This is a genomic window from Burkholderia thailandensis E264, from assembly GCF_000012365.1.
Taxonomy (GTDB): domain Bacteria; phylum Pseudomonadota; class Gammaproteobacteria; order Burkholderiales; family Burkholderiaceae; genus Burkholderia; species Burkholderia thailandensis.
In genome coordinates this window covers 1,314,690-1,340,572 of the sequence record NC_007651.1, presented here as the reverse complement: position 1 = coordinate 1,340,572, position 25,883 = coordinate 1,314,690, and the positions used below count along the sequence as shown (strand labels likewise).

Annotated in this window: 25 protein-coding genes; 7 read left to right on the top strand and 18 right to left on the bottom strand. The window is 68.4% G+C overall.

The window, feature by feature from the left end; all coding sequences use genetic code 11:
• The first annotated feature begins 155 nt into the window (after positions 1-155).
• Genes speE through BTH_RS18275 form a run of 4 tightly spaced genes read left to right on the top strand, consistent with a single transcriptional unit; the run spans position 156 to position 2,575 of the window.
• On the top strand, positions 156-1,013 hold the full coding sequence (gene speE / locus BTH_RS18290; RefSeq protein WP_009889027.1) for a polyamine aminopropyltransferase: 858 nt from the start codon (positions 156-158) through the stop codon (positions 1,011-1,013).
• A gap of 39 nt (positions 1,014-1,052) precedes the next feature.
• A complete protein-coding gene (locus BTH_RS18285) occupies positions 1,053-1,469 on the top strand; it encodes a VOC family protein (protein WP_009889026.1) in 417 nt (138 codons plus the stop codon).
• Positions 1,466-2,236 carry a 16S rRNA (uracil(1498)-N(3))-methyltransferase gene (locus BTH_RS18280; RefSeq protein WP_009889024.1) on the top strand — a complete coding sequence of 257 codons (771 nt, stop codon included), beginning with the start codon at positions 1,466-1,468 and terminating at the stop codon, positions 2,234-2,236. Before BTH_RS18285 ends, BTH_RS18280 begins: the two co-directional genes overlap by 4 nt.
• Before the next feature lie 3 nt (positions 2,237-2,239).
• Positions 2,240-2,575: a hypothetical protein gene (locus tag BTH_RS18275; RefSeq protein WP_038707881.1), complete on the top strand. Its 336-nt coding sequence runs from the start codon at positions 2,240-2,242 to the stop codon at positions 2,573-2,575.
• Positions 2,576-2,906: 331 nt separating this feature from the next.
• Here the strand turns inward: BTH_RS18275 and BTH_RS18270 are convergent, their stop codons facing one another.
• The 3 genes from BTH_RS18270 to BTH_RS18260 all read right to left on the bottom strand — a co-directional run bounded on the left by BTH_RS18270 (position 2,907) and on the right by BTH_RS18260 (position 6,552).
• The gene (locus BTH_RS18270; protein ID WP_009889020.1) at positions 2,907-3,470 is read right to left on the bottom strand and encodes a barstar family protein; all 564 of its coding nucleotides are present in this window, start codon (positions 3,468-3,470) and stop codon (positions 2,907-2,909) included.
• Between the two features lie 16 nt (positions 3,471-3,486).
• Positions 3,487-3,918 carry a ribonuclease gene (locus BTH_RS18265; protein WP_009889018.1) on the bottom strand — a complete coding sequence of 144 codons (432 nt, stop codon included), beginning with the start codon at positions 3,916-3,918 and terminating at the stop codon, positions 3,487-3,489.
• Between the two features lie 327 nt (positions 3,919-4,245).
• Entirely contained in the window at positions 4,246-6,552 is a 2,307-nt protein-coding gene (locus tag BTH_RS18260) for an NADP-dependent malic enzyme (RefSeq protein ID WP_011401982.1), read from the bottom strand.
• Positions 6,553-6,753: 201 nt separating this feature from the next.
• Here BTH_RS18260 and thiL point away from each other — a divergent pair, with 201 nt between their 5' ends.
• The 3 genes from thiL to BTH_RS18245 are packed head-to-tail and all read left to right on the top strand — an operon-like array spanning position 6,754 to position 8,885.
• Entirely contained in the window at positions 6,754-7,755 is a 1,002-nt protein-coding gene (gene thiL / locus BTH_RS18255; RefSeq protein ID WP_009889015.1) for a thiamine-phosphate kinase, read from the top strand.
• The gene (locus BTH_RS18250) at positions 7,745-8,341 is read left to right on the top strand and encodes a phosphatidylglycerophosphatase A family protein (RefSeq protein WP_025369765.1); all 597 of its coding nucleotides are present in this window, start codon (positions 7,745-7,747) and stop codon (positions 8,339-8,341) included. The genes thiL and BTH_RS18250 overlap by 11 nt, the downstream gene beginning before the upstream one ends.
• A 43-nt stretch (positions 8,342-8,384) precedes the next feature.
• Positions 8,385-8,885 (top strand): CinA family protein, encoded by a 501-nt coding sequence (locus tag BTH_RS18245; protein WP_009889004.1) that lies wholly within the window; start codon positions 8,385-8,387, stop codon positions 8,883-8,885.
• A 146-nt stretch (positions 8,886-9,031) separates the two neighbouring features.
• On the opposite strand, the gene pyrF is transcribed toward BTH_RS18245, so the two are convergent.
• The 15 genes from pyrF to BTH_RS18170 form a co-directional block, all read right to left on the bottom strand.
• On the bottom strand, positions 9,032-9,859 hold the full coding sequence (gene pyrF / locus BTH_RS18240; protein ID WP_009889001.1) for an orotidine-5'-phosphate decarboxylase: 828 nt from the start codon (positions 9,857-9,859) through the stop codon (positions 9,032-9,034).
• A gap of 91 nt (positions 9,860-9,950) precedes the next feature.
• On the bottom strand, positions 9,951-11,024 hold the full coding sequence (locus BTH_RS18235; protein WP_011401981.1) for an aldose 1-epimerase: 1,074 nt from the start codon (positions 11,022-11,024) through the stop codon (positions 9,951-9,953).
• A 46-nt stretch (positions 11,025-11,070) separates the two neighbouring features.
• Positions 11,071-11,886: an SDR family NAD(P)-dependent oxidoreductase gene (locus BTH_RS18230; RefSeq protein ID WP_009888997.1), complete on the bottom strand. Its 816-nt coding sequence runs from the start codon at positions 11,884-11,886 to the stop codon at positions 11,071-11,073.
• 29 nt (positions 11,887-11,915) lie between these two features.
• The gene (gene araH, locus BTH_RS18225; protein ID WP_009888996.1) at positions 11,916-12,920 is read right to left on the bottom strand and encodes an L-arabinose ABC transporter permease AraH; all 1,005 of its coding nucleotides are present in this window, start codon (positions 12,918-12,920) and stop codon (positions 11,916-11,918) included.
• A 114-nt stretch (positions 12,921-13,034) separates the two neighbouring features.
• Positions 13,035-14,546, bottom strand: a complete 1,512-nt coding sequence (gene araG / locus BTH_RS18220) for an L-arabinose ABC transporter ATP-binding protein AraG (RefSeq protein WP_009888994.1) — start codon at positions 14,544-14,546, stop codon at positions 13,035-13,037.
• A 106-nt stretch (positions 14,547-14,652) separates the two neighbouring features.
• Entirely contained in the window at positions 14,653-15,660 is a 1,008-nt protein-coding gene (locus BTH_RS18215) for an arabinose ABC transporter substrate-binding protein (protein WP_009888991.1), read from the bottom strand.
• Between the two features lie 129 nt (positions 15,661-15,789).
• Positions 15,790-16,569 (bottom strand): SDR family oxidoreductase, encoded by a 780-nt coding sequence (locus BTH_RS18210; RefSeq protein ID WP_025369762.1) that lies wholly within the window; start codon positions 16,567-16,569, stop codon positions 15,790-15,792.
• The gene (locus tag BTH_RS18205) at positions 16,566-17,255 is read right to left on the bottom strand and encodes a 2-dehydro-3-deoxy-6-phosphogalactonate aldolase (RefSeq protein WP_009888986.1); all 690 of its coding nucleotides are present in this window, start codon (positions 17,253-17,255) and stop codon (positions 16,566-16,568) included. The genes BTH_RS18210 and BTH_RS18205 overlap by 4 nt, the downstream gene beginning before the upstream one ends.
• Before the next feature lie 42 nt (positions 17,256-17,297).
• Entirely contained in the window at positions 17,298-18,311 is a 1,014-nt protein-coding gene (locus BTH_RS18200; protein ID WP_009888985.1) for a 2-dehydro-3-deoxygalactonokinase, read from the bottom strand.
• A complete protein-coding gene (locus tag BTH_RS18195) occupies positions 18,308-19,225 on the bottom strand; it encodes an IclR family transcriptional regulator (RefSeq protein WP_009908735.1) in 918 nt (305 codons plus the stop codon). Before BTH_RS18195 ends, BTH_RS18200 begins: the two co-directional genes overlap by 4 nt.
• 264 nt (positions 19,226-19,489) lie before the next feature.
• Positions 19,490-19,891, bottom strand: a complete 402-nt coding sequence (locus tag BTH_RS18190; protein ID WP_009888981.1) for an EF-hand domain-containing protein — start codon at positions 19,889-19,891, stop codon at positions 19,490-19,492.
• A gap of 90 nt (positions 19,892-19,981) precedes the next feature.
• A complete protein-coding gene (locus tag BTH_RS18185) occupies positions 19,982-21,616 on the bottom strand; it encodes a S10 family peptidase (protein WP_009888980.1) in 1,635 nt (544 codons plus the stop codon).
• Between the two features lie 455 nt (positions 21,617-22,071).
• Positions 22,072-22,842, bottom strand: coding sequence for a monofunctional biosynthetic peptidoglycan transglycosylase (gene mtgA, locus BTH_RS18180; protein ID WP_009888978.1), 771 nt, complete (start codon positions 22,840-22,842; stop codon positions 22,072-22,074).
• 20 nt (positions 22,843-22,862) lie between these two features.
• Complete coding sequence (aroE, locus tag BTH_RS18175) at positions 22,863-23,735, bottom strand: shikimate dehydrogenase (RefSeq protein WP_009888976.1); 873 nt, start codon at positions 23,733-23,735, stop codon at positions 22,863-22,865.
• Positions 23,732-25,804, bottom strand: a complete 2,073-nt coding sequence (locus BTH_RS18170; protein WP_009888974.1) for a ribonuclease catalytic domain-containing protein — start codon at positions 25,802-25,804, stop codon at positions 23,732-23,734. The genes aroE and BTH_RS18170 overlap by 4 nt, the downstream gene beginning before the upstream one ends.
• Positions 25,805-25,883 lie beyond the last annotated feature (79 nt).

Sequence of the window (25,883 nt, the reverse complement as noted above, 5' to 3'; positions counted from 1 at the left end):
GAGCAGACGGACGAGGCTGCAAAGCGGGTCATTTTAACAGATGCCCTTCGGGCAAGCCTTGTCGGAATCCGCCCGTGCGCACGGTTTCTCGGCCATCTCGCCACCCTCTATAATTCAGACCATCGGAACCGCCCCGCCAGCACGCGCCCGCCGCCTTGAGCACCACCCTCCTCTTCCACCCGACCCCCGACGTCGCCTATGGCTTCCCGAACGCCCGGAGGCTCGCGCGCATCGAATCCGCGCATCAGGAGATCGAGGTCTGGGAAACGTCGCTGCTCGGGCGGCTCTTCACGCTCGACGGCCGGCCGATGACGTCGGTCGGCGACGAGTTCGTCTATCACGAATGCATGACGCATCCGGCCGCCCTCGCGCATCCGGCGCCGAGGAAGGCGCTCGTGCTGGGCGGCGGCGACGGCGGCGCCGCGCGCCAGCTCCTGCGGCATCCGTGCATCGAGCGGATCGTCGTCGCGGAACTCGACGCCGCCGTCGTCGACATGGCCCGCCGCTTTCTCGGCGACGTTCACCAGGGCGCGCTCGACGATCCTCGCGTCGAGCTCGTGATCGGCGACGCCGCGCGCTACGTCGACCACGCGTGCGAGCACTTCGACCTCGCCGTATTCGACCTCACGCCGCCCGATTCGCCGGCGGCGGGCCTGTACACGCCCAAGTTCTACACGCGCCTGAAGCGCATCCTGACGCCGCAAGGCGCGGTGTCGCTGCATCTGGGCTCGCCGCTCTATCACGAAGCGCGCGTCGTCTCGCTGCTCGCCGGGCTGCGCGCGAGCTTCGCGGTCGTCGCGCCGCTCTGCGCGCACGTGCCGCTGTATGGCTCGCCATGGCTGATGGCGATCGCGAGCGACGCGCTCGACGCGGCCTCGCTGTTCTCGCACGACGTCGAGGCGCGGCTCGCCGAACGGCGCATCGAAGGCTTGCGCTTCTACGACGCGAAGCTGCATCCCGCGCTCTTCACGCTGCCGCACGCGCTGCGCGATACTCTCGGCATGCATCGCTAAGTTCGGCGAAGCATCCGCCTTTCCCGCAGGAGAACCCGCATGACCGACCCACGGCCGGCCGACGTGCCCTGGTTGACCCCCTATCTGACGGTGCGCAGCGCGCACGCGTCGATTCAGTTTTTTAGCGACGCGTTCGGCTTCGAGAAGCGCGATTTGATCGACGAAGACGGCGCGATCATGCACGTCGAGATGTCGTATCGCGGCCAGCTGATCGTGATGTTCGCGCCCGAGGGCGCGTTCGGCTCGACGGCGCGCACGCCGAAAAGCGCGGGCGCGATCGCGCCGCAGTCGTTCTATCTCTATGTTGACGACGTCGATGCGATCTACCGCCGCGCACTCGACGCAGGCGCAAAATCGCTGAGCGCGCCGCAAGACCAGTTCTGGGGCGATCGCTTCGCGCAGATCGAGGATCTCGACGGATACCGCTGGGCGCTCGCGCGGCGCATCGCCGCATGAGCGGCGTCACCACCACGACCGCCGCGGTGCCGCGCTTTTTCGTCGACGCGGCGCTGCGAACCGGCGCCACGCTCCCGCTGCCGGCCGACGTCGCGCGTCACGCGCAGGTGCTGCGGCTGCAGCCGGGCGACGCGCTCGCGCTGTTCGACGGCACGGGCGGCCAGTATCGCGCGCAACTCGTCGAAATCGACAAGCGCGGCGCACTCGCCCGGATCGACGCGTTCGACCCGGCTGAGGCGGAGCCGCCGTACCGCGTGACGCTCGCGCAGGGCATCGCGGGCGGCGACAAGATGGACTGGGTGATCGAAAAGGCCGTCGAGCTCGGCGTCGCGGCGGTTGCGCCGCTGTCGACCGCGCGCGGCGTCGTCAAGCTGTCGGGCGAACGCGCGGACAAGCGCGTGTCGCACTGGCGAGGCGTCGTGCGCGCGTCCTGCGAGCAGTGCGGCCGCAATCGCGTGCCGGGCGTCGCGCCGGTGCGCGGCTTCGACGCGTGGCTCGATGCACTGCCCGACGCGCCGGCCGCGGGCGAACTGCGCTTGCTGTTGTCGCCGCGGGCGAGCGTGCCGTTCGCGTCGCTGCCCGACGCGCCGCCCGCCGGCGACGTCACGTTGCTGATCGGCCCGGAGGGCGGGCTGTCGCCCGACGAGGAGCAGGCCGCGCGCGCGCGCGGCTTCGCCGCGCTGTCGCTCGGCCCGCGCGTGCTGCGCACCGAGACGGCGGGCGCCGCGGTGCTCGCCGCGCTCGCGGCGCGCTGGGGCGGATGGTGACTCGTGGCGCCCGCCCCGGTGCGCGTCAATCGGCCGCGCCAGATTCACGTTCGGGCCGGCGACGTCCGCCACGACGCATGCGTAATCCACGGTCGCGATTTCCCGCCCGTCGGCGCCATCGTCAAGCGTGCGGCGCGGCGCGCCGGTCGCCTCGCACCGCGAACGCTCGAGCGCCCGGACGGACGAATTGAGCGGCGCATCGATGGCCGGCCGAACGCATCCCGATACGCCGGCGGCATCGGCGGCGTCAGCCGCTCGAGCAGCTCCGTGCAGCCGCCCGAACAGGTCGGCCGGCAATGGCGCCGCCGCTTGCCCGCTGCCGGCAGCAGCCTGTGCTGACTCGTTGAATTGCGCGATCTTCGCGGCATCATCGTTGATGAAGACGCCCAGATCGCCTGCTCAGGCGTAAGCGACACGACGCGCAAGATGAAAATGGCGCGTGTAAGAATGGGGCATGAAACGATGGATGGCCTTCGGCCGGTTCGACGAGCGACCGCCCGGCAGGAATGATGCGCCGCGCGCACCGAACCGCGCCTTTCCCGAAAAATGGCGCATGATGAAAGGCCGTTGACGGGTGAACACGGGCAACTGCCGCCCGCTTGCGGAGAGTGGCCGCAGGCGCAAAAAGCCCGCTCGAAGGCGGGCTTTAGGCGGGCCTTGCAGCCCGGAATTACGCGAACGAGTAGAAGACCCGGAACGCGACCTTGCGCTCTGCCCAGAATTCCGCCGCTTCGCGGAACACGTCGAGCAGCGTCTCGCGCCCTTCCTTGTCGAACTTGTGCGCGATCGGCAGCGCCTCAAGCACGATCACGAAGCCGGGCTGAGCGCCCGCCTTGTGGACGAGGTCGGTCAGGCAGTCGTACAGCGCATCGTAATTCTTGCCGAAGTGCTTCGGAAACAGGAACGACGTCGCGATCGTCTCCAGCACTTCCTGCTTCGATTGGGCATTCCCGCAATATGCATACAGGAAATGCTGGCCGAGCTGATTCGCTTCGTCGGCAAGATCCTGCACGCGAAATGCACGGATCGACTGCACGAGATTCGGTCGCACGGTCGCAAAAAGGCTCATAGGCTCCTCGATGGATGAAAGCCCGGGGCTGGCCGCGCCGTCAGGCGCTCCGCCGGCGTGCGCCGTCATGCGCATCTGCATGACGCGCTGGAACAGGTTGCCGTCGCCGGCCGCGAACAGGTCCGCCGCAGCCGACGTATCGCGCGCGTAGGTGTTGTCGCTCATGCCGCTCATCCCGAAGTCAATCAACGATACGTTTGAAACTGTTGTAGTGGTCGTCGGTGTAATAACAATTGTCGACGCGCCTCAAGGGACCGCCACAGACGATGCGCCGCGCGCCGCGATTGCGGGCTCGCGGCGTCGGCACCGTGTACTCGTGGTAATAGCCGCGCCGCATCTTCGGCAAGATCCGTTCGTAGTTGCCGAATACCGCGCCGTCTTTCTCGTACGGATAGGGGCCGCCCACGGCGATCAGGCGCAGCGTGGCCGCTGCCTCGCGCGGCAGACGGGACGCGGGGACCGTATCGACCTGCGCCGCCGCCCCGTTGACCGCGGCGGCTTCCCGTGCGTATGCGGCGGAAACCAGACTGCCCGGCGAAGCGCCGATGTTGCCCATCGCGAGGATCGCGAAGACGGACGCGAGCGCGCCGTTGCGGAGCCACTTGCGTGCCATAAACGAAGGTTCCCGCTGTTAAATCAATAAGTTGACGACCAAGAAAGGCGTAAGCGTAGCGCTAATGCACGCGGGAATCAATGCTCGTTAGGAAAATGAAAGGATGAGATGGCACTCATTTGCGTTATTTTTAACTTTTACAGGATAAAATAACGTTCATGAGGTAAAATTGCCGTGACGGCGTCAGCTGCGGCGGGTTTCTGCCTCCTCGCCGCCTCTTGCGGCCCAAGGGTGGCGTCGTCGGCTTCGGGAAGGCGCTTATCTCCGCCATGCCCGACGGCGCGCCCGCAATGGGCGCGCCGTTTTTTTATCGTTCGATAACTTCGCTCAACGCGCTGCGTTCACGTCGGCAACCAGCAGCGCCGTCATGTTGACGATCCGGCGCACGGTCGCCGATTCGGTCAGCACATGCACGGGCTGCGCGGCGCCGAGCAGAATCGGCCCGATCGCGATGTTGTTGCCGGCCGCCGTCTTCAACAGGTTGTACGCGATGTTCGCCGCATCGATGTTCGGCAGCACGAGCAGGTTCGCTTCGCCCTCGAGCGTCGATTCGGGCAGGATCTCCTTGCGCAGCGCGGCGTCGAGCGCGACATCGCCGTGCATCTCGCCGTCGACTTGCAGCTCCGGCGCGCGTTCGTGCAGGATCGCGAGCGTATCGCGCATCTTCTGCGCGGAAGGCGCATTGCTCGTGCCGAAGTTCGAGTGAGACAGCAGCGCGACCTTCGGCTCGATGCCGAAGCGGCGCACTTCCTCCGCCGCCATGATCGTGATTTCGGCCAGTTGCGCCGGGGTCGGATCGACGTTCACGTGCGTGTCGACGAGGAAAATCTGGCGGCCGGGCAGCACGAGCGCGTTCATCGCGCCATAGACGCTGCAGCCGGCGCGCTTGCCGATCACCTGATCAATGAAGTGCAGGTGGCGGTGCGTCGTGCTGATCGTGCCGCAGATCATCCCGTCCGCTTCGCCCTTCTTGACGAGCATCGAGCCGATCAGCGTCGTGCGGCGGCGCATCTCCACGCGCGCGAGCTGCTCGCTGATCCCCTTGCGGGCCATCATCTTGAAGTAGGTTTGCCAGAAATCGCGGTAACGCTCGTCGTGCTCGGTGTTGACGATCGTGAAATCGACGCCCGGCGTGAGACGCAGGCCGTAGCGCTGGATACGGTGCTCGATCACGGCGGGTCGACCGATGAGGATCGGCTTCGCGAGCTTCTCGTCGACGACGATCTGCACCGCGCGCAGCACGCGCTCCTCCTCGCCCTCCGCGAACACGACCCGCTTCTTCTCGGCGGGCGCGCTGCGCGCGATCTGGAACACCGGCTTCATCGTCGTGCCGCTGTGATAGACGAACTGTTGCAGATGAACCTTGTACGCCTCCATGTCCTCGATCGGACGGGTTGCGACGCCGCCGTCCATCGCCGCCTGCGCGACCGCGGGCGCAATCTTCACGATGAGGCGCGGATCGAACGGCTTCGGAATCAGATATTCCGGACCGAACGACAGATCCTGGATACCGTACGCGGTCGCGACGATGTCGCTCTGCTCGTGTTGCGCGAGCTCGGCGATCGCGTTGACGGCGGCGATCTCCATCTCGCGGGTGATCGTCGTCGCGCCCACGTCGAGCGCGCCGCGGAAAATGAACGGGAAGCACAGGACGTTGTTGACCTGGTTCGGGTAGTCGGTGCGGCCCGTCGCGAGCACCGCGTCCGGGCGAGCCTCGAGCGCCACTTCCGGCAGGATTTCAGGGGTCGGATTCGCGAGCGCGAGAATCAGCGGGCGCGCGGCCATCGTCTTCACCATGTCGGCCTTCAGCACGCCGGCCGCCGACAGGCCGAGGAAGATATCCGCGCCGCCGATCACTTCCGACAGCGTGCGCGCATCGGTTTCGCGCGCGAAACGCTCCTTGTCCGGGTCCATCAGCTCGGTGCGGCCCTTATAGACGACGCCCGCGAGGTCCGTCACCGTGATGTTCTCGAGCGGTAGGCCGAGATCGACGAGCAAATCAAGGCACGCGAGCGCCGCCGCGCCCGCGCCCGACGCGACGAGCTTCACCTCCTTGATGCTCTTGCCGACCACTTTCAGCCCGTTCGTGACCGCCGCCGCGACGACGATCGCCGTGCCGTGCTGGTCGTCGTGGAACACCGGGATCTTCATGCGCTTGCGGCATTCGCGCTCGACGATGAAGCAGTCCGGCGCCTTGATGTCCTCGAGGTTGATCCCGCCGAACGTCGGCTCGAGCGCGGCGATCACGTCGACGAGCTTGTGCGGATCGGACTCGTTGAGCTCGATGTCGAACACGTCGATCCCGGCGAACTTCTTGAAGAGCACCGCCTTGCCTTCCATCACCGGCTTCGACGCGAGCGGGCCGATGTTGCCGAGGCCGAGCACCGCGGTGCCGTTCGTCACGACGCCGACGAGGTTGCTGCGCGCGGTGAAGCGCGCGGCGTTCAGCGGATTCTCGACGATCTCCTCGCACGCGAACGCGACGCCCGGCGAATAAGCGAGCGCGAGATCGCGCTGGTTGATCATCTGTTTGGTCGGCGCGATCGCGACTTTGCCCGGCGTCGGGAATTCGTGGTAATCGAGAGCGGCTTCGCGGAGTTTATCTTTCGATGAGGAGGAGGACGAGGTGGACATGTGTCTCTACGGGGGGTCTGCGGATTAGAATACCTGTTCGACGCATTGTAGCGCCAATCCCACACGTAAAATCGCCGATTAGGGTTCGACAGCCGCGACCGAAACGCCACGAATCGGCCGCGCGCAGGCCGCCGCGCCGCCTGGCCGCGGCCCGAAGCGCCTTACAATGAACGTCATCTCAACGCTCGGACATCCGCGCCCGTGGCCCATTCTCCCCTCTCGGAATTCTCGTTGATCGACCGCTTCTTCGCGCGCCGCGCGAAAGGGCCGCACGCGCGCGCCGCGCTCGGCATCGGCGACGACTGCGCGCTGCTTGCACCAGAACCGGGCAAGATGCTGGCGATTTCGACGGACATGCTGGTCGAAGGCCGGCACTTCCTCGCCGACGTCGATCCGCGCGCGCTCGGCCACAAGACGCTCGCCGTCAATTTGTCCGACCTCGCCGGGATGGGCGCCGCGCCGCGCGCGTTCACGCTCGCGTGTGCGCTGCCGCGCGCCGATGCCGACTGGCTCGACGCGTTCTCCGACGGCCTCTTCGCGCTCGCGGACCGCCACGGCTGCGAGCTGATCGGCGGCGACACGACGAGCGGCCCACTCAACCTGTGCGTCACCGTGTTCGGCGACGTCGCGTCCGACGCGGCGCTGCGTCGCGACGCCGCACGCGACGGCGACGACGTCTGGGTATCCGGCACGCTCGGCGACGCGCGCGCCGGCCTCGGCGTGATCCGCGGCGAATGGCGCGCGGGCGAGCGCGAGGCGGCCGCGTTCCGGCGCGCGCTCGAGTGGCCGCAGCCGCGCGTCGCGCTCGGCGTCGCGCTCGCGGGCATCGCGCATGCGGCGCTCGACGTGTCCGATGGCCTCGCGGGCGATCTGCCGCACATCCTCGAGCGCTCGAACGTGCGCGCCGACGTGAACGTCGACGCGGTGCCCCGCTCGGCCGCGCTCGCGACGCTGCCCGCCGACGTGCAGCGCCGCTGCATGCTCGAAGGCGGCGACGACTACGAACTGTGCTTCACGGCCGCGCCGTCCGCGCGCACCGCGATCGACGCGGCCGGCGCGCGCGCGGGCGTGGCCGTCACGCGGATCGGTACAATACGCGGCTTGTCCGCGCCGACGGACGCGCGCGCCGTCACGTGGCGCGACGCGTCGGGCGCGCCGCTTTCGCTCACGCTGCACGGTTTCGATCATTTCCATGTCAACTGACCCGACGCCCCGTCCGGCCGACTCCGCCGGCCAGCCCGGCCAGGCGCCCATGCCGGCGCCCTCGCCCGCAACGCAGCAGGACCCGCAGAAGATCGCGCGCCGCCGCGCGACGGTGCGGTTCATGTTCTCGCATCCGGTGCACATCGTGTCGCTCGGCTTCGGCAGCGGCCTCGCGCCGTTCATGCCCGGCACGTTCGGCACGCTGTTCGGCTGGCTCACGTTCGTCGCGCTGAACCGCTACCTGACCGTGCCCGAATGGTGGGCGCTCATCGTCGCCGGCTTCGTCGCCGGCATCTGGATGACGGGCTTCACCGCGAAGAGAATGGGCATCGCCGATCCGGGCCCCGCGGTGTGGGACGAGATCGTCGCGATCTGGCTCGTGATGCTGCTCGTCACGCCGGCGACGTTCGTCGAGCAGCTATGGGCGTTCGTCGTGTTCCGCTTCTTCGACATGGTGAAGCCGCCGCCCATCCGCTATTTCGACCGGAATTTGAAAGGCGGCTTCGGCATCATGTTCGACGATCTGATCGCCGCGCTGATGACGCTCTTCGTGATCGCGCTGTGGCGCTCGTTCGGCGTGCGATGACGCCGCGCGCCCGTTCGTCCCCGCTCGCACCGGAACTTCCCGCATGCCAACCGATTCCGTCGTCCACCAGCTCGCCATCCGCGTCGGCAACAAGCTGCGCGACGAGCACCTGACGCTCGCCACCGCCGAATCCTGCACGGGCGGCATGATCGCGACCGCGATCACCGACATCTCCGGCAGCAGCGGCTGGTTCGAGCGCGGCTTCGTCACCTATTCGAACGCCGCGAAGATCGAGATGATCGGCGTGCCCGCCGACCTGATCGACAAGCACGGCGCGGTCAGCGAGCCCGTCGCGCGCGCGATGGTCGAGGGCGCGCTGCGCAACAGCCGCGCGCAGGTCGCGCTCGCCGTCACCGGCATCGCCGGGCCGGGCGGCGGCTCCGAGCACAAGCCCGTCGGCACCGTGGCGTTCGGCTGGAGCAACCGGCTGCACACGGCGGTCGAGACGCTCGTGTTCAAGGGCGATCGCGAGCAGATCCGCGTGCAGGCGGCCGCGCACGCGCTGCGCGGCCTCATCAAGCTGATCGACGAGCAGGAACGCTAAAGCGCGCCGCCGGCGCCGTCGAATCGGGCCGGTGAGGCGCGATGAAACGCGATCCGCGGGATGCGCGCGACGCGCGCCGCCGCGTCGAATGAACGGCGGCGCACGACGCCCGGCATCGCGCGGCGGGCGCCGGCGGGCGCGGCCGCTCAGCGATGCGCGTTGATCGCGTCGCGGGTCTGCTCGGCGGCGCGCGCGGCCGCTGCGGCGAAGTCTTCGTCGCGGCTCGCGTACAGGATCGCGCGCGACGAGTTGATCATCATGCCCGTGCCGTCGGCCGTGCGGCCCGCGGCGACGGTCGCGGCGACGTCGCCGCCCTGCGCGCCGATGCCGGGAATCAGGAGCGGCATGTCGCCGACGATCCCGCGCACGAGCTCGATCTCTTTCGGGAACGTCGCGCCGACGACGAGCGCGAGCTGCCCCGTCTTCGCATTCCACTTGTTCGCCGCGAGATCGGCGACGATCTGATAGAGCGGCCGGCCGCCCGTCTCGAGGAACTGCAGGTCCGAGCCGCCCGGATTCGAGGTGCGGCACAGCACGATCACGCCCTTGTCCTCATAGGCGAGGTACGGCTCGATCGAATCGAAGCCCATGTACGGGTTGACCGTGACCGCGTCCGCGCGATAGCGCTCGAACGCCTCGCGCGCGTATTGCTCTGCGGTGCTGCCGATGTCGCCGCGCTTCGCGTCGAGGATCACGGGCAGGCCGGGATGCTGCAGATGGATGTGCGCGATCAGCCGCTCCAGCTGATCCTCCGCGCGATGGGCGGCGAAGTACGCGATCTGCGGCTTGAACGCGCTCGCGAACGGTGCGGTCGCGTCGACGATCTCGCGGCAGAAATCGAAGATCGCATCGGGCTGGTTTTCGAGGTGCGCGGGAAACTTGGCCGGCTCGGGATCGAGACCGACGCACAGCAGCGAATTCGTGCGCTGCCAGGCGGCGCGCAGCGATTCGATGAAGGTAGGCGTGGAAGACATGGCGCTCACTCGCGGCTTGGCGGTTGGGAAGGCGCGTATTTTACCCGCGTCGCGGCGGGCAATCGCGACTGCGGGCGCGCGAGCGCCCGCGCTATGCGATCGCGCGCCGCTTCGATTCGCGGGCGACGGGCGCCGCGCGCGCGTCGGTGCGCGCGACGGTGAAGCGAAAGCGCCGCATCAGGCGTTCGCCGGGCGCGAGCAGCGTCATCCCGTGCGCGGCGCCGCCGCCCGGCAGGTTCACCGCGTCGATCGGATGATCGACCGGCTCGAAGCAGAAGAACGGCTCGCCGGGCGGCGTATACAGCACGTAGCAATCGGCGTCGGCCGCGATCGTGAGCCCGAGCCGGCGTTGCGGCCACGCGATCGTCGCGCCGCCGCCCCAGCCGGTGAACGCGTGATTGACGAGCGTGCCCGGCAACGGATACGCGATGCCGAAGCGCCACGCGGCCGGCGTGCCGACATGGCGCGACGGCAACCAGTCGGGCGTCGACAGCCACACCCCGCTCGCGGCGGCCGCGAGCTCGGTCGACGCGTCGCGCACGATGAACGGATGCACGCCGAGCCCGAACGGCAAGCGCATCGCGCCCGTATTCTCGATGCCGAGCGCGATCGTGAGCGTCGCGCCGTCGAGCGCATAGACCTGCGTCGCGCGATATGCATACGGCGCGCCGCCGCTGCGGTCGAGCGACAGACATAGCTGCGTATCGGTCGCATCGTCGAGCTGCCAGCGCGCGAGCCAGCCGTCGCCGTGAATCGGCAGCGGCTCGGTCGAGCGATTGCGTGGCACGCGCACGAGCCGGCCGTCGCACTCGAAGCGTCCGCCGCCGATGCGGTTCGAATACGGCAGCAGCGAATAGCACGCGAGATCGTTCGGATCGGTGCGTGCGCCGGGCGCGTCGCAGCGGCGGAAGATCGGCGTGAGCGCGCCGTCGCCGCGCCAGTCGAAACGCGTGACGCCGCCGCCCAGATGCGGCGCGACATCGAGCCGCAGCATGTCGTTCGAGAGCGTCGCGATCGCCGTTTCGGTGACGCCCGCGCCGCGCGCGATCCGCGACGTCTGCGGCCCCGGGCTCACCAGATGCGCGGCGGCCGCGCGCCGCGCGGTGCGCGTCTGCAAGGTTTGCGCCGCGTCGGTGGCCGTGGGTCGAGATTGCGTCGCCGTCATGATTCGGTCCTCCTGCTTTCGTCACGCTTCGTCATCCGAACGAATGCTATGCCCAGCCGCCGTCGACGACAACGTCCTGCGCGGTGATCATCCGGCTGTCGTCCGCCGCGAGAAAGAGCGCCATCCGCGCGAGGTCGCCCGGAAGCAGCTCCGCGTCGATGCACTGCCCCGCCTTGATCGCCGCGCGGCCCGCGTCGTCGAGCCACAAGCGACGCTGCTTGTCGGTCATCACCCAGCCGGGCACGAGCGTATTCACGCGAATGCCGAACGGCCCGAGCTCGCGCGCGAGCGCGCGCGTGAGCCCCTGCACCGCCGCCTTCGCGCTCGCGTAGACCGGATAGCCGGCGTTCTTCAGCATCCAGCTGATCGAGCCGAGATTGACGATCGAGCCGCCGCCCAGCCGCTTCATGTCGTCGATCACCGCCTGCGCGGCGAAGAACTGATGGCGCAGGTTCACCGCGATGCACGCGTCGAACGAATCGGGCGTCACGTCGGCGATCGCGTGGCGCACGTCGTTCGCCGCGTTGTTCACGAGCGCCGCGATCGGGCCGATGCGCGCGCGGATCGCTTCGATCGCGCCGCGCAGCGCGGCGATGTCGGTCAGGTCGCACGCGACGAACACCGGTTCGTGCGCGGCGTCGGCAAGCCGCGCGGCGAGCGCGCGCGCGGCTTGTTCGTCGAGATCGACGAACGCGACGCGCGCGCCCTGCCGCGCGAAGTGTTCGACGAACGACGCGCCGATGCCCGTCGCGCCGCCCGTGATCAGCACCGCGCGCCCGGCGAGGCTCGGGTAGCGTGCGTAACGCTCGTCTTGCGCGCTGCGCGCGCCGTTCGATTCGCGATGCGAGGCAATGTCGCTCATCTGTTCGTTCCCGGAAATGGACGATGCACTCAATCGCGCGCGCCGCGATTCTTCAACTGGTCGAGCAGCACGGCGGCGAGCAGGATCGCGCCGCGCACCAGATATTGATAGAACGCATCGATGTTGAGCAGGTTCATCACGTTCTCGACGGTGCCCATGATCAGCACGCCGATCACGACGCCCGAGATCGACGCCCGCCCGCCCGCGAGCGACACGCCACCCAGCACGCACGCCGAGATCACGTTCAGCTCGAAGCCCTGTGCGGCGTTCGGCTGGCCCGACGTGATCCGCGACGCGAGGATCACGCCCGCGAGCGCGGTCACCGCGCCCTGGATCAGGAAGATGTAGACGCGCGTGCGCTCGACATTGATCCCGGCGAGCCGCGACGCTTCCGGATTGCCGCCGATCGCGAGCGTGTTGCGGCCGTACACGGTCTGGTTGAGCAGCACGCCGAACACGACGAAGCACGCGAGCGTCACCCAGATCGGCAGCGACACGCCAAAGAGCGTGAGCCCGCCGAGCGCGATGAACGTCTCCGACGATACGCCGACCGCCTGCCCCTTCGACACGATGAAGCCGAGCCCGCGCACGATCTCCATCATCGCGAGCGTCGTGATCAGCGCGTTGATCCGCAGATACGCGATCACCGCGCCGTTGACGAAGCCGATGACCGCGCCCGCCGCGACCGCCGCGGCGATCGCGACGAACGTGTTGTCGGTCGCGTTGAGCACCATCGCGCACAGCACGCCGGCGAACGCGACCGTCGAGCCGATCGACAGGTCGAAATCGCGCGACGCGAGGCAGAACATCATCGTGCACGCGACCATCCCGATCTGCGAGATCGACAGCGCGAGCCCGAGCATGTTGTCGATCGAGAAGAAATGATCGACCGTCAGCGACATCGCGACGAACATCGCCGCGAAGATCGCGACGAGACTGTAGTCGGCGACGTGCTGCCGCCAGCGCTGCCGGCCCTCGGCCGGCGCGACCGCCGCATGCGCCGCGGCTTGTGGAAGATTCTCTCTCGCTTGCATGTCGTTTGCTCCTCTGCCGGGCGGCGTGGCCGCCCTCGTCTCCAATCGTCGAATTCGTCGTTCCGCGCTTCGCGAAACGTCATCGTGCGGCGCGTCGCGCCGATCGCGCGCTCGTCACGCCGCGTGCGCGATCGCCCCCTGCGGCAGCGCGAGATTGAGCACCGCCTCTTCGTTCGCTTCGCCGCGCGCGAGCTCGCCCGCGATCCGACCTTCACGCATCACGACGATGCGATCCGATACGCCGAGCACCTCCGGCAGCTCGGACGACACCATCACGATCGCGCAGCCGCGCTTCGCGAGCTCGTAGATCACGCCGTAGATCTCGTGCTTCGCGCCGACGTCGATGCCGCGCGTCGGCTCGTCGAGGATCACGACCTTCAGATCCGGCTCGGCGAGCCAGCGCGCGAGAATCGCCTTCTGCTGATTGCCGCCCGACAGGAAACGGATCTTCTGCCGGCGGTTGGGCGTCTTGATCTTCAGCAGCTTGATGAAGCGCTCGGCCGTCTCGGCCTCGCGCTTGAGGTCGAGAAATAGCCCCGCGCGCAGCGCATGGCGGCGACAGCTGATGTTGATGTTCTCGGCGACCGACGCGTGCGCGACGATCCCCTCTTCCTTGCGATCCTCGGGACACAGCACGATCCCGTGGCGAATCGCGTCGCGCGTCGAGCGGATGTCGAGCGGCTTGCCGTCGAGCGTGAGCGCGCCGCCCGTTCTGCGGTCCGCGCCGTAGATCACGCGCATCAGTTCGCTGCGCCCCGCGCCGACGAGCCCGAAGAAGCCGACGATCTCGCCCGCCCGCACGTCGAAGCTCGCGCCCGAGCGCAGCGCGTCGCCTTCGAGCGCGCGCGCCGACAGGCGCACGTCGCCGAGCGCGCGCGGCTCGTAGTGATAGATGTCGCTGATCTCGCGGCCGACCATCTGCCGCACGAGCGTCTCGCGCGGCACCTGCGCGAGCGACGCGTGCGACGCGACCTGCCTGCCGTCGCGAAAGATCGTGCATGCGTCGCAGAGCCGGTAGATCTCGTCCATCCGGTGCGAGATGTAGATGAGCGCGCGCCCGTCTCGACGCAGATCGTCGACGAGCTTGAACAGCACCTCGGTCTCGCGGTGCGACAGCGAGCTCGTCGGCTCGTCGAGCGCGATCACGCGCGCGTTTCGCATGAGCGCCTTGCAGATCTCCACCATCTGCCGCTGCGCGATCGACAGCCGCCGCAGCTTCGCCTGCGGGTCGAGATCGACGCCCATCGCGGCAAGCCGCTCGCGCACGAAGCGTTGCGCCGTGTGCTTCCTGACCCAGCCGAGCGCGCTCGGCAGCCGGCCGAGCAGCAGGTTCTCGGCCACCGTCAGATCGGGCACGTACTGCAGTTCCTGATGGATCACCGCGACGCCCGCCGCGATCGACGCGGCCGCGCTCGGAAAGCGCATCGCCTGCCCGTCGACGAGCACGCCGCCCGAATCGGGCTGATATTCGCCGCCGAGAATCTTGAGCAGCGTCGACTTGCCCGCGCCGTTCTCGCCCATCAGGCCGTGCACCTGCCCCGCCTGCACGTCGAACGAAATGCCGTCGAGCGCGCGCACGCCGGGAAAGACCTTGCCGATATTGTCAAAACGCAGTGCCGCAGCCACGTCGCCTCCGTTTCCTGCCGTGCTGGTTGCCTTATTGCCCTATCGCCTGCCCGCCGCGTCGCCCGCGCGCACCGCGCATCGCGCGACGCGCGCGGGCGAGCTTCCCCTACTTCGCCGCGAGCCCCATCGTCTCGCGCACCTGCGCGACGTTCTCGCGCGTCGCGAGCATGCCCGTCGTGAGCGTGAGCGGCGGCGGCGCCTTGCCTCGCGTGATCCACGCATACATCAGCTCCGACGTCTCTTCGCCGTGTCGCTTCGGGCTGATGATCACGGTGCCGAAGAAGCCCGTCGGCTGCGGCTTCTTGAACTCGCTGAGCGCCGAGTCCGACCCGCCGATGCCGATGCCGATCATGTCCGCCGCCTTGAAGCCGCGCCCTTCGGCCGCGCGCACAGCGCCGAGCACCGCCTCGTCGTTCAGGCCGTAGGCGACCCAATGCTTGAACTTCGGATTCTTCGTGAGCGCGATGTTCGCCGCGTTGAACGCGTTTTCGGTATCGGTCTTCGCCTGCGGCGCGGCGATCACGTTCGCCTTCGGAAAGCCCGCGGCGACGAGCGCGTCGGTCGCGCCCGCCGTGCGGTCGTGCGCGGTCGGCAACTGCTCGTACGTGATGTCGATCGCGCCGACTTCGTTCATGTTCCAGCCGCGCTTCTTGATCTCGGCCGCGATCCCGCCGCCGACCTGCTTGCCGATGTCGTACGCGGAAATGCCCATGTGCGGGACCGATTCGATCGGCTTGCCCGCGCCGTCGACGAGCCGGTCGTCGACCGTCATCATCTTCAGGCCGTGCGACTTCGCCTTCGCGACGATGCCCGGCCCGAGCTTCACGTCCGGCGTGCAGATGATGAAGCCCTGCGCCTTCTGCGCGGCGAGATTGTCGATCGCGCTCATCACCTTCTCGCCGGACGGCGCGCCGATCTTCACGAGCGTGAAGCCCTTGTCCTTCGCGGCGATCTCGGCGAATTTCCATTCGTCCTGGAACCACGGCTCCTCGGGCTGCTTGACGAGGAAGCCGATCTTCACGGGCTCGGCCGCGTGCGCGGACAGGCCCGCCGCCGCGACCGCCGCCGCTGCCGCTGCCGCTGCCGCCAGCGTGATGAACGTTCTGCGTTTCATGTTGCTTGTCTCCTTGTTGTCTCCGTCGCCGGAGCCGTCGGCCGCTTCGTCGTCTCGACGCGGCGCGTGCGACCGTCGCGCGCCGCCTTCGCGCGTATGCGCCCCTCGCGGGCGCACCGCGCGAGTGAATCAGTCGTGGTACAGCACCGATCGGCCGCCGTCGATCGTGATGCAGCTCGCGTTGATGAACGGCGCCTCGTCCGATGCGAGAAACACCGCGGTCATCGCGACTTCGTCCGCACGCCCGATCCGCTTCATCGGCTGCAGTGCGAGCGTTTCGCGGCGCGCGGCCTCGGGGTCGGGCTGCGCGTTCCACCAGTCATGTGTCGATTGCGTCTCGATGTAGCCGGGCGCGATCGCGTTCACGCGCACGTTGCGCGGCGCATATTCGACGCCGAGCGCGCGCGTGAGGCCCAGCACGCCGTGCTTCGCGACCGGGTACGGAAAGCAGCCCGGGATGATCTTGAACGCGTGCGTCGACGCGATGTTCACGATGCTGCCCCGACCGCGCTCGACCATGCCCGGCAGCGCCGCGCGGCAGCCGTGCCAGACGCCGTCGAGATCGATCGCGAAGCAGCGCCGCCAGTCTTCTTCGGCAAGCGCGAGCGGATCGCCGAACACGTTGACGCCTGCGTTGTTGACGAGCACGTCGAGCGGGCCGAACGCGCGCTCCGTGCACGCGAGCGCCGCCGCGACCGACTCGGCTTGCGCGACGTCCGCTGGCACCGCGAGCACGCGCGCATCGGCCACGTCGCGCGCGATCGCGTCGACGGTTTCGTCGGCGAGCGCCGCGTCGAGCTCCGCAATCGCGACGGCCGCGCCTTCGCGCGCGAACGCACGCGCGATCGCCGCGCCGATGCCGCGTCCCGCGCCCGTCACGAGGGCGACCTTGCCCGCGAGCCGGTTCACCGCGCCGCTCCCTTTCGGGCGATCCGCCATCCGTTGACGAACGCCTGCGCGCGCGCGGCCGTGACGGCGGGCGTCTGCCCGGGCGCGTACAGCGCCGAGCCGAGGCCGAAGCCGTTCGCACCCGCCGCGAGATACGGCCCCATGTTCTCGGGCGTGATCCCGCCGACCGGCACGAGCGGCACGCGCGCGTCGATCACCGCACGCCACGCCTTCACCGCCTGCGTGCCGAGCTGCTCGGCGGGAAACATCTTCAGCACGTCCGCGCCGTTCGCGAGCGCGGCGAACGCCTCGGTCGGCGTTGCGACGCCGGGCGCGCATCCGATGCCGAGCGTCTTCGCACGGCGCACGACGTCGCCGTCCGCATGCGGCATCACGATCAGCTCGCCGCCGGCGCGCACGACTTCGTCGACGTATTCCGCGCGCAGCACGGTGCCCGCGCCGACGATCGCATCGGCGGGCAGCGCGGCGTGCAACGCGGCGATGCTGTCGAACGGATCGGGCGAATTGAGCGGCACCTCGACGACGCGAAAACCCGCTTCGTACAGCGCGGCGCCGTGCGCCGCCGCCTCGTCGGGCGCGACGCCGCGCAGGATCGCGATCATCGGGCACGCGTCGAACGCGCGCATCAGCGCGCGATGCGGCGCATACGGCGCGGGAAAACGCAGTGCTTCGGCATCCATCGGCATCTCATCCCCTCCAGCCACTTCGTGTCGTCACGCGCTTCGCGCCTATTGCGGCGCGACGGGCGCGTCGCCTGGCGCGCCGACGAGCCCCGCCTGCACCGCGATGCGCCAGAGGCCGTGCTCGGACGCCCGCTCGACGATGCGCGCATCGCCGCAATCGAATTCGGCGAGCGCGCGACAGTAGCGGCCGCACAACGCGCCGTCGCCGACGAGGCGCGGCGCGAGCGCGGCGAGCGACGCGCGCTGGCCGTCGAGCAGCGCATCGAGCGCATTCAGCTCGTGACCGATCAGCAGTCCGGACAAATAGTCGCCCTGCGCTTGCGGTGCGAGCTGCCCGGTGAGGCCGAGCGTGCGCGTGCTGAACAGCGTCGCGAGCAATCCTTCGCTGCGCTTGCGCCGCGCGATCCGCACGCCGCGCGCGAATGCGGCCCAGTCCGGCGCGTCGCTCGCCTGCATCGTGCGGCCGAGGATCGTGTGCCCGCGCAGCGCGGCGAACAACTCGCCCGTCATGTAGGTCCGGAACCATTCGATGCGCCCGCCCCGCACCCACGCCCATTTCGCGTGCGTGCCGGGCAGCCCGATCAGCGTGCCCGCGCGTTCGGCCGCGAGCGACGGCTCCGCCGCGAGCGCGCCAACGATCTGCGTTTCCTCGCCGCGCATCACGTCCGGCAGCTCGCCCGGTTCGAGCGCCCCCGGCACGATCGCGAGCGCAAAGCCGCGCGCGGTGCGAAATCGCACGAGACTCGACGCGAACGTGTCGGCGGCCGCCGGCATCGTCACGTAAGGCGCCTCGCGCCAGCCCTGCGCGCTGCCGACCATGCCGGCCGCGAGCGCGGGCACATGCGGCGCGCGGTCGAGCCATGCGCCGCACGCACGCTCGAACGCGGCGTCGAACGTCTGCGACGGCGACGCGCCCGGCGCATCGGGAAGGCTCATCACGCCCGCGGCGAGCGCGCGCGTATCGAGCACCGAGCCGTCTGCGGCGAACAGATACGCGCGCAACGACGTCGTGCCCCAGTCCAGCCCGATCAGCGCGGGCGTGTTCGCGTGCGCGGTCATCGCTTGATCCTGCGCGTCGCCTGCGGCGCGCTCCAGCCGAGATCGGCCGAGATCGCGCGCGCGCCGCGCTGCACGAGCGGCACGAGCTCGTTCATCCGGTCGAGCGACATGTACGGAATCGTGCTCGCCACCGACAAAGCGGCGACGATCGCGCCCGACGCGTCGCGCACCGGCGCGGCGACGCAGCGAATCGACGTTTCGTTTTCCTCGAGATCGAACGTGTAGCCGCCCGCCGCATAGTGCGCCATCCGCTGCAGGAACGTGCCGACGTCCGGGCGGCGATCTGGCTTGAAGTTCACGCCCGCGAGCGCGCGCTTGGACGCATCGAACAGCGCGCGCCACGTGTCGGGATCGAGATCGAGCATCATCGCCTTGCCGATCCCCGTCGACGCGAGCGGCATCCGGTGGCCGATCCGCGAGCGCATCTCGAGGCCGCGCGTGCCGGGAATCTTGTCGATGTAGAGCACGTCGTCGCCGTCGCGCACGCCCAGATGGATCGTGTCGAGCGTCGCTTGTGCGAGCGCCTCGAGATGCGGGCGCGCGACCGCCGTGAGCGGCATCTGCTCGAGTGCGATCGTGCCGAGCTCGATCAGCTTCGGGCCGAGCAGATAGCCGCCCTGCACCTGGCGCAAATAGCGCGCTTGCACGAGGCTGCTGACGAGGCGGTGCGTCGTGCTGCGCGTCGTGCCGAGCGCGGCGCCGATCGCGCGCATGTCGCGCGCGCCTGCCGCGACCGCCTCGAGAATCGCGAGCCCGCGCAGCAGCGTTTGCGTGCCCGCCTGCTGCGCGGCGAGATCGAGCGGCGTGCTCGTCGCGCCGATGCTGTCGGCGAGCGTCGCGTCGGGCAGGTCCGACGTGTCGGAATGGTCGGCTGTCGCGCCGTTCAAGGCAAGCGTCATGGGCGTTTTGTTCATGGTGCGATGAACTCCGGCGAACCAGACGCGCGCGCCGACGATTTCCGGCGGCCGCGCATCTGCCGAAGCGTTTCGATGTGCTTCGGATTGTAGAGGGGCGTGCTGCAAGCTCCAATATTTGAATGTCGCTCTCATATATTGGGAATCCAGATCATACTCGCGAGCCGGCCGCACGCATGAAAAAACGGGCCGAGCCGATTGCCCGGCTGAGCCCGTTCGATGCGCGCCCCGTGCTCGCTTTGGGGTTGGCGATGTGCGGTCGGCTTACTTCTGCGTCGCGCTCTGTGATTGGATGTAGCGCTGCACGTCGGAAAACGACACGCGACCGGTGTGGTTCGCGTCGATCTGCTTGAAGTTCTTCGCGACATAGCCGAGGCCCGCCGCCTTCGCCTGTGCCTCGGTCAGCCCCGTGTTGTCGGCGTCGGCCGCCGCGAACTGGCGCTGCAGCTTGCGCACGACCTGCGCGTGCAGCGCGGCGCCCGACGTCTGCGTGCCGGTCGTCGGCTTGCGCGCGGCGGGCGGCACGTAGGGATCGCCGAGTTGCGCCTGCGCATGGCGATCGGGTTGCGCAGCGCTCGCGGCCTGCTGCGAGAACGCCGTCTGCGTGAAGAGCGCGAGGCCTGCGACAACGAGCGCGGACCACGCGAATGACGATTGGATTTTCATATCAGCTCCGATGAGAAATGGGGTCCTCACGTCCCGCCCGCGCGGCGCGTGTTGCGCATCGCGCGGCGGGCGCTGCGGCATCGTTCGGCGTCATCGCGCGGCGGGCGTCGCCGCATAGAACGTCGCCAGATCGGCTTTTTCCTGCGGCCGGGACGTATCGTCCAGGTAAACCATGTGCCCGCCCTGGTAGTCCTTGATCGTCAGGTTAGGCTGCGCGCCGAGACGGCCGAGATCGAGTTCCGTCTGATAGAACGGCGTCGCGATGTCGTGATAGCCGTTCAGCGACAGCACCTTCAGCGCGGGATTGAGCGTGAGTGCCGCGGCCAGATCGGGGATCGTGTCGGGCAGATCGAGGCCGTCGTGGCTCCAGTCCCATGAGGCAATCGCGTTGCTCTGCACAGCATAGGCCGATTTCGCCGTGTACTTGAGCACGTTCGGCAAATAGGCGCCGATCGTATCGGTGAACGGCTTCGTGATGAAAGTGCTCGACGGGTCGCCGTCCGAAGCGAGCGGGCTGTTCGCCGGCACGTTCACGCGCGCGTCGTAGCGGCCGATCAGCGTGCCCGGAATCAGCGCGAGCTGATAGCTGTTGTCATACGAAGTCGGCAGCAGGTTGAAGTTCGCGCGCCAGAGCGGCACGGTCGCGCCCGTTGCGTTCGACATCGTCGTGACGAGGCCGGGCGACGGCTGCGTGTGGTTCGCGAGATATGCGTCCACGGCCGGCGAATAGGTGCCCGCCGTGAGCAGACGCATCTGGTCCGCATACTGCGGCAGGTTCGCCGGGTTCGGATTGTCGAGCTGATAGTACGCGCCGACCGCGCCGTAGCTCGGCACGAAGCCCGCGCAGCTCACCGTGCTCGATCCGTTGCTCGAATTGCCGACGGAATTGCTCGCCATGTCGCAGTTGCTGTTGTAGTTGAGGATCGACGATTGCAGCACGATTCCGTCGAGCTTCACGCCCGCCGTCTCGAGCAGGTTCGCGAGCACGTCGGTGCGCGGCGTGCCGTACGATTCGCCGAACAGGTACTTCGGCGAATCGTTGCGCTGATTCACCTGCAGATAGCGGATCACGAAATCGCGAAATGCTCCGGCATCCTGATCGACGCCCCAGAACGTCTGGTTCGTGTTCGGCGCGATCGCCTCGGAAAAACCCGTGCCGATCGCGTCGACGAACACGAGGTCGGTCGTGTCGAGCAGCGTCTCCTGGTTATCGACGAACGGGAACGGCGTCGGGCTGTTCGCGTTCGGGTCGCCTGTCACGAGACGCTTCGGCCCGAACGAGCCGAGATGCAGCCAGACCGTCGACGAGCCGGGGCCGCCGTTGTAGAAGAACGTGACGGGACGCTTGCCGGGCGGCTGGTTGTCCACCGTGTACGCGACGTAGAAGAACGACGCTTCGGCCGCGCCGCTTTGCAGGTTGCGCGCGCTCAGGTGGCCGGCGGTCGCGGTGTAGTTGATCGCCTTGCCGTTCACCGTGATCTGGTGGTGCGTGATCGCCGCGTTCTCGGTCACGGCGGAAGGCGATAGCGAGGCGCTCGCGCTCGACGAATAACGATTGGGGTCCCGGTAGGGTTTGTCCGTGCCCGGCGAGGCATCGATGCTGGTCGAACTATCCGCGCTAGCCGCGGCGCTCGCGGTCGAACCGACGTCATCTCCATTACACGCTGCGATGAGCAGCGAAGAGAATACTGCGGCTAATAGCAGCTGCGTTTTACGTGCTGGCATAGTCGTCTTCCTTCTCTCGTGTTGTTTTCTTGAGCGGCCGAATAGGCGCCCCCACCTTGCTCGATCGGCCCGATAAGCCAAGGCGTCGGCCAATATACGCGACAACTTTCGATTTGAAAAACGACGAAACATTTGAAAGAAATTCGCCTTACTTTATTCTTTCATGCGCGATTTTCCATTTGAATGAAATCGGCACGGAATCGGGCTCTTGAGCAGCGATTTGTCAATCCGATTTCGCCAAAACCGACAGTCGAACGGATTTTTTATTGTTCGCTTCGCACTGCGCGTCAAAATTGATCTCGCGATCGAAATAAATCGAGGAATTACCCGAATTCGAAACGTATCGATTTTGAAAGATTTGTGGAAAGCGTGAATATCGGGATGATGCGCCGCATGAAAGCACGCGCCCGGCCGCCGGGCGCGCATGCGGCGGGCGCGCGTCGCGCGCGCCGCGCTCACTGCGACGCGGGCAATTCCGCCGCGCCCATCCGCCGCGCGATCACGCTCGCGCGCTGCGCGAGGTAAGGCGAGCTGCGATGCGCGTCGAAGTACTTCGGATTGGGCAGCATCACCGCGAGCCGCGCCGATTGCCATGCGGAAAGCCGGCTCGCGGGAATCCGGTAGTAGTACTGCGCGGCGGCCTCCGCGCCGTACACGCCGCGGCCGAACTCGACCGAATTCAGATAGATCTCGAAGATGCGCTCCTTGTCGAGCAGCGTTTCGAGCATCCACGTGATGATGAGCTCCTGCCCCTTGCGGATGTAGCTGCGCTCGCCGGACAGGAACAGATTGCGCGCGAGCTGCTGCGTGATCGTCGAGCCGCCCGACACGATGCGCCCGCGCGCGCGGTTCTTCTCCCACGCCTGCAGGATCGCGTCCACTTCGTAGCCCGAATTGTTCGCGAAGTCGGCGTCTTCGGACGCGATCACCGCGCGCTTCAGGTTCCGTGAGATCTTGTCGTACGGCACCCACCGATGCCGGATCGGCACAGCGGGCTGCGCGTTCGACAAGCGCCACGCGTCCGCGCGCATGAACGCGCTCGAACCCGGATCGATCACCGACCACGCCGCGATCTGCGCGACGTAATAAAGCTGCGTCGCGAGCCATGCGCCCGCAAACACGCCGCCCGCATACGCGAGCCAGCGCGCGACGCCGCGTTTGCGCGTGCGCGCCGCGCCGCGCGACGGCGCGTAGCCCGGGCCGGGCGAAACGGGACTGTTGCGCATCCCGCCTTCGCCTCTCGCGCTCAGTGCGCCGCCGACGCCGCGAGTGCGGCGCGCAGCGCGGCGAGCACGGGCGCGCCGTCGGGCCGCACGCCGCGCCAGAGATAGAACGATTCCGCTGCCTGCTCGACGAGCATTCCGAGCCCGTCCGCCGTGCGCGCGCCGAGCGTCGCCGCATGCTCCATGAAGACGGTCGGCCGCGCGCCGTACATCATGTCGTACGCGAGCGTCGCCGGGCAGAACGCCGCGGCGTCGCACTCGGGCAACGCCGCGTCGAGACTGCCCGCCGTCGCGTTGACGATCACGTCGTACGGCTCGCGCGCGACCCGCTCGGGCCCGCCGCCCGCGAGCACGCAGCCCGCGTCGTGCGCCGCTTGCGTGAACTGGCCGACGAGTTCTTCCGCCTTGCTCGCGGTCCGATTGACGATCGTGAGCGACGCGGGCCCGCGCTCGAGCATCGGCAGCACGACGCCGCGCGCCGCGCCGCCCGCGCCGAGCAGCAGGATCCGCGCGCCCGTCAGGCTCACGCCGAGATTCGTCTCGATGTCGCGCACGAGGCCGACGCCGTCGGTGTTGTCGCCGAAGATGCCGTCCGCATCGAAGCGCAGCGTGTTGACAGCGCCCGCCGCCGCCGCGCGCGGCGACAGCGTATCGGCAAGCGCGTAGGCCTCGAGCTTGAACGGCACGGTGACGTTCACGCCCCGGCCGCCCTGCGCGGTGAATTCGCGCACCGTGGCCGCGAAGCCGTCGAGCGGCGCGAGCAGATGCGTGTATTCGATCGCCTCGCCCGTCTGCTCGGCGAAGCGCGCATGAATGAACGGCGATTTACTGTGCGCGACCGGATTGCCGATCACCGCGTAGCGATCGCGCACGAGCGGTTCGACGGCCGCGCTCATTTCGACTGTTCCTCGCCGTTCGCCGGCGATTCGCCATTGCCGCCGCCGCTCGCCTCGGCGAGCGCTTCCGCTTCGCTTTCCGCCGATTCGTCGGCGGCGTCGAGCAGCACGTCGTCGGCCGCGCCGGCGTCCTCTTCATCGTCCGACGGCTCGCCGCCCGACACCGTCGGCGCATCGAGCACGCTGAGAAGCCGCACCGACGCCTCGATCGTCAATTCGTCGACCGACATCACATCGAGCAGCACCCGCGTGCCGCGCGCATGCACGCCGAGCGCGGGCACGTGCAGCAGCAGCGGCACGTCGTCGAGGCGCACGAGCTCGCCCTTCACGACGGTCGCGCTCACCTGCTTGCGGCCTTCCTGCTTGATCCAGCGCAGGCACCAGAAATACTCCATCCGGCGCTGGTGGTCGGCGTATGCGGCGTACGTGTCGTCGAAACCCTGCACGACCGCGTACAGATCCGCGTCCTTCTGCTTGAACGGCGCGGCGAGCTTCGCGGTCACGCCGTGCTGCACGCACGCGAGCAGTTGCCACTGATTGACGAGGTCGACGTAACGGCGCAGCGGCGACGTGCTCCACGCATACTGCGGCACGCCGAGCCCCTCGTGCGGCGCAGCGCTCGTCTGCATCCGCGTGCGCTTCGGCCCGCTCGGCATGCCGAACGCGCGCTGCGTGCGATAGATGCCGGGCACGCTGTGATCGTGCAGGAACGCGCCCCACGTCGAGTTCGCGAGAATCGCGAGTTCCGACACGATCAGATCGAGCGGCGACCCGCGCCGGCGCGGCGTGATCGACACGCGCTCGCCTTCGACATAGAAGTTGTAATCGGTATTGCGCTGCACTTCGCGTTTGAGCCCGTAGCCCGCGCGCGCGACCTGGCGCCGCTCGAAGAGCGCCTGCGCGAGCGGCCAGAGCACCGCGATATCGTCCTTGTGCGGATAGTCGCCCGTGCCCGCCGCGAGCGCGTCTTCCGTGACGAGCCCGTCGAGCGTGTTGTGCCGCAGGTTGCTCTTCACATAGACGAATTCGGCCCGCGTCTCGTTCGCGACGATCTCCTGCGTGTCGCGCTTCACGATGATGTACAGCGACAGCGCCGGGCGGTAGCCGCCCTCCTTCAGCGTGAACACGTCGACCACGTCGTCCGGCAGCATCGTGATCTTGTCGCCCGGCATGTAGACGGTCGACAGCCGCGCGCGCGCGATCGCATCCACCGCGTCGCCGCGCACGACGCCGAGCGCGGGCGCCGCGATGTGCACGCCGATGCGCACGCGCCCATCGGACAGATGCTCGACGGAGAACGCGTCGTCGATCTCGGTCGTCGTGACGTCGTCGATCGAGAACGCGTCGACGTCCGCGCGCGGCAGGTCGTCGGGCAGCTTGCCGACCGTGACGGGCGGAAAGCCCGTGCCGTGCGGGAAGTACTCGGCGAGAAAGCGCGCCTCATGCAACGCGCGCGCCGACGGAATGCCGCCGCAGTCGAGCAGGAGACGCGCGGGCGACACGCCGCGCGCGAGCGCCGCCGCATCGAGCGCCTTGTATTCGATCGAGTTCTTGTCCGGCCTCGTCAGCAGGCCGAGCGCCTTGCCCGCGAACGCGTCGGGCAGCCTGCCCGCCTTCAGTTCCTCTTCGTAGCCGGCCTGCACGAGCGCCTGCTGGCGCTTGCGCTCGAGCGCGGCGAGCGCCATTTTCAGCTGCTCCTCGGGCGCGCGCTGATACTGGCCGCGCCCCTTGCGGCGGAAGTAGACGGGCGCGCCGTGCAGGCGCAGCACGAGCGCCGCGCGCTCGACGGGGCCGTAGCTCGCGCCGAAATACTCGTCGGCGAGCGTTGCATACGCGAATTCCTCAGCGGGCGCGCACTCCCACAGAAAGTCCAGATCGATCTGCTGGGCGGCTTCATCCGCCTGCTGCATCAGTTCGCCCGCGGCGGGCTTCTCGAATTCGATCAGCACATCCTTCGCGCGCACCTTCGCGCGCCGGCCGCCCGGCAATTCGACCTGAAACGCGTCGCCCTGGCGCGACAGCACGCTGCCCGCCTTGAAACTGCCCGATTCCTCGAAGAAAACGTTCACTCAGTACTCTCGTCTTTCGTTCAGACTGCCGCGCGCCGCGCTTCGCTTCGGAAGCCGTCGACGCCGCGTGTGGTGTATA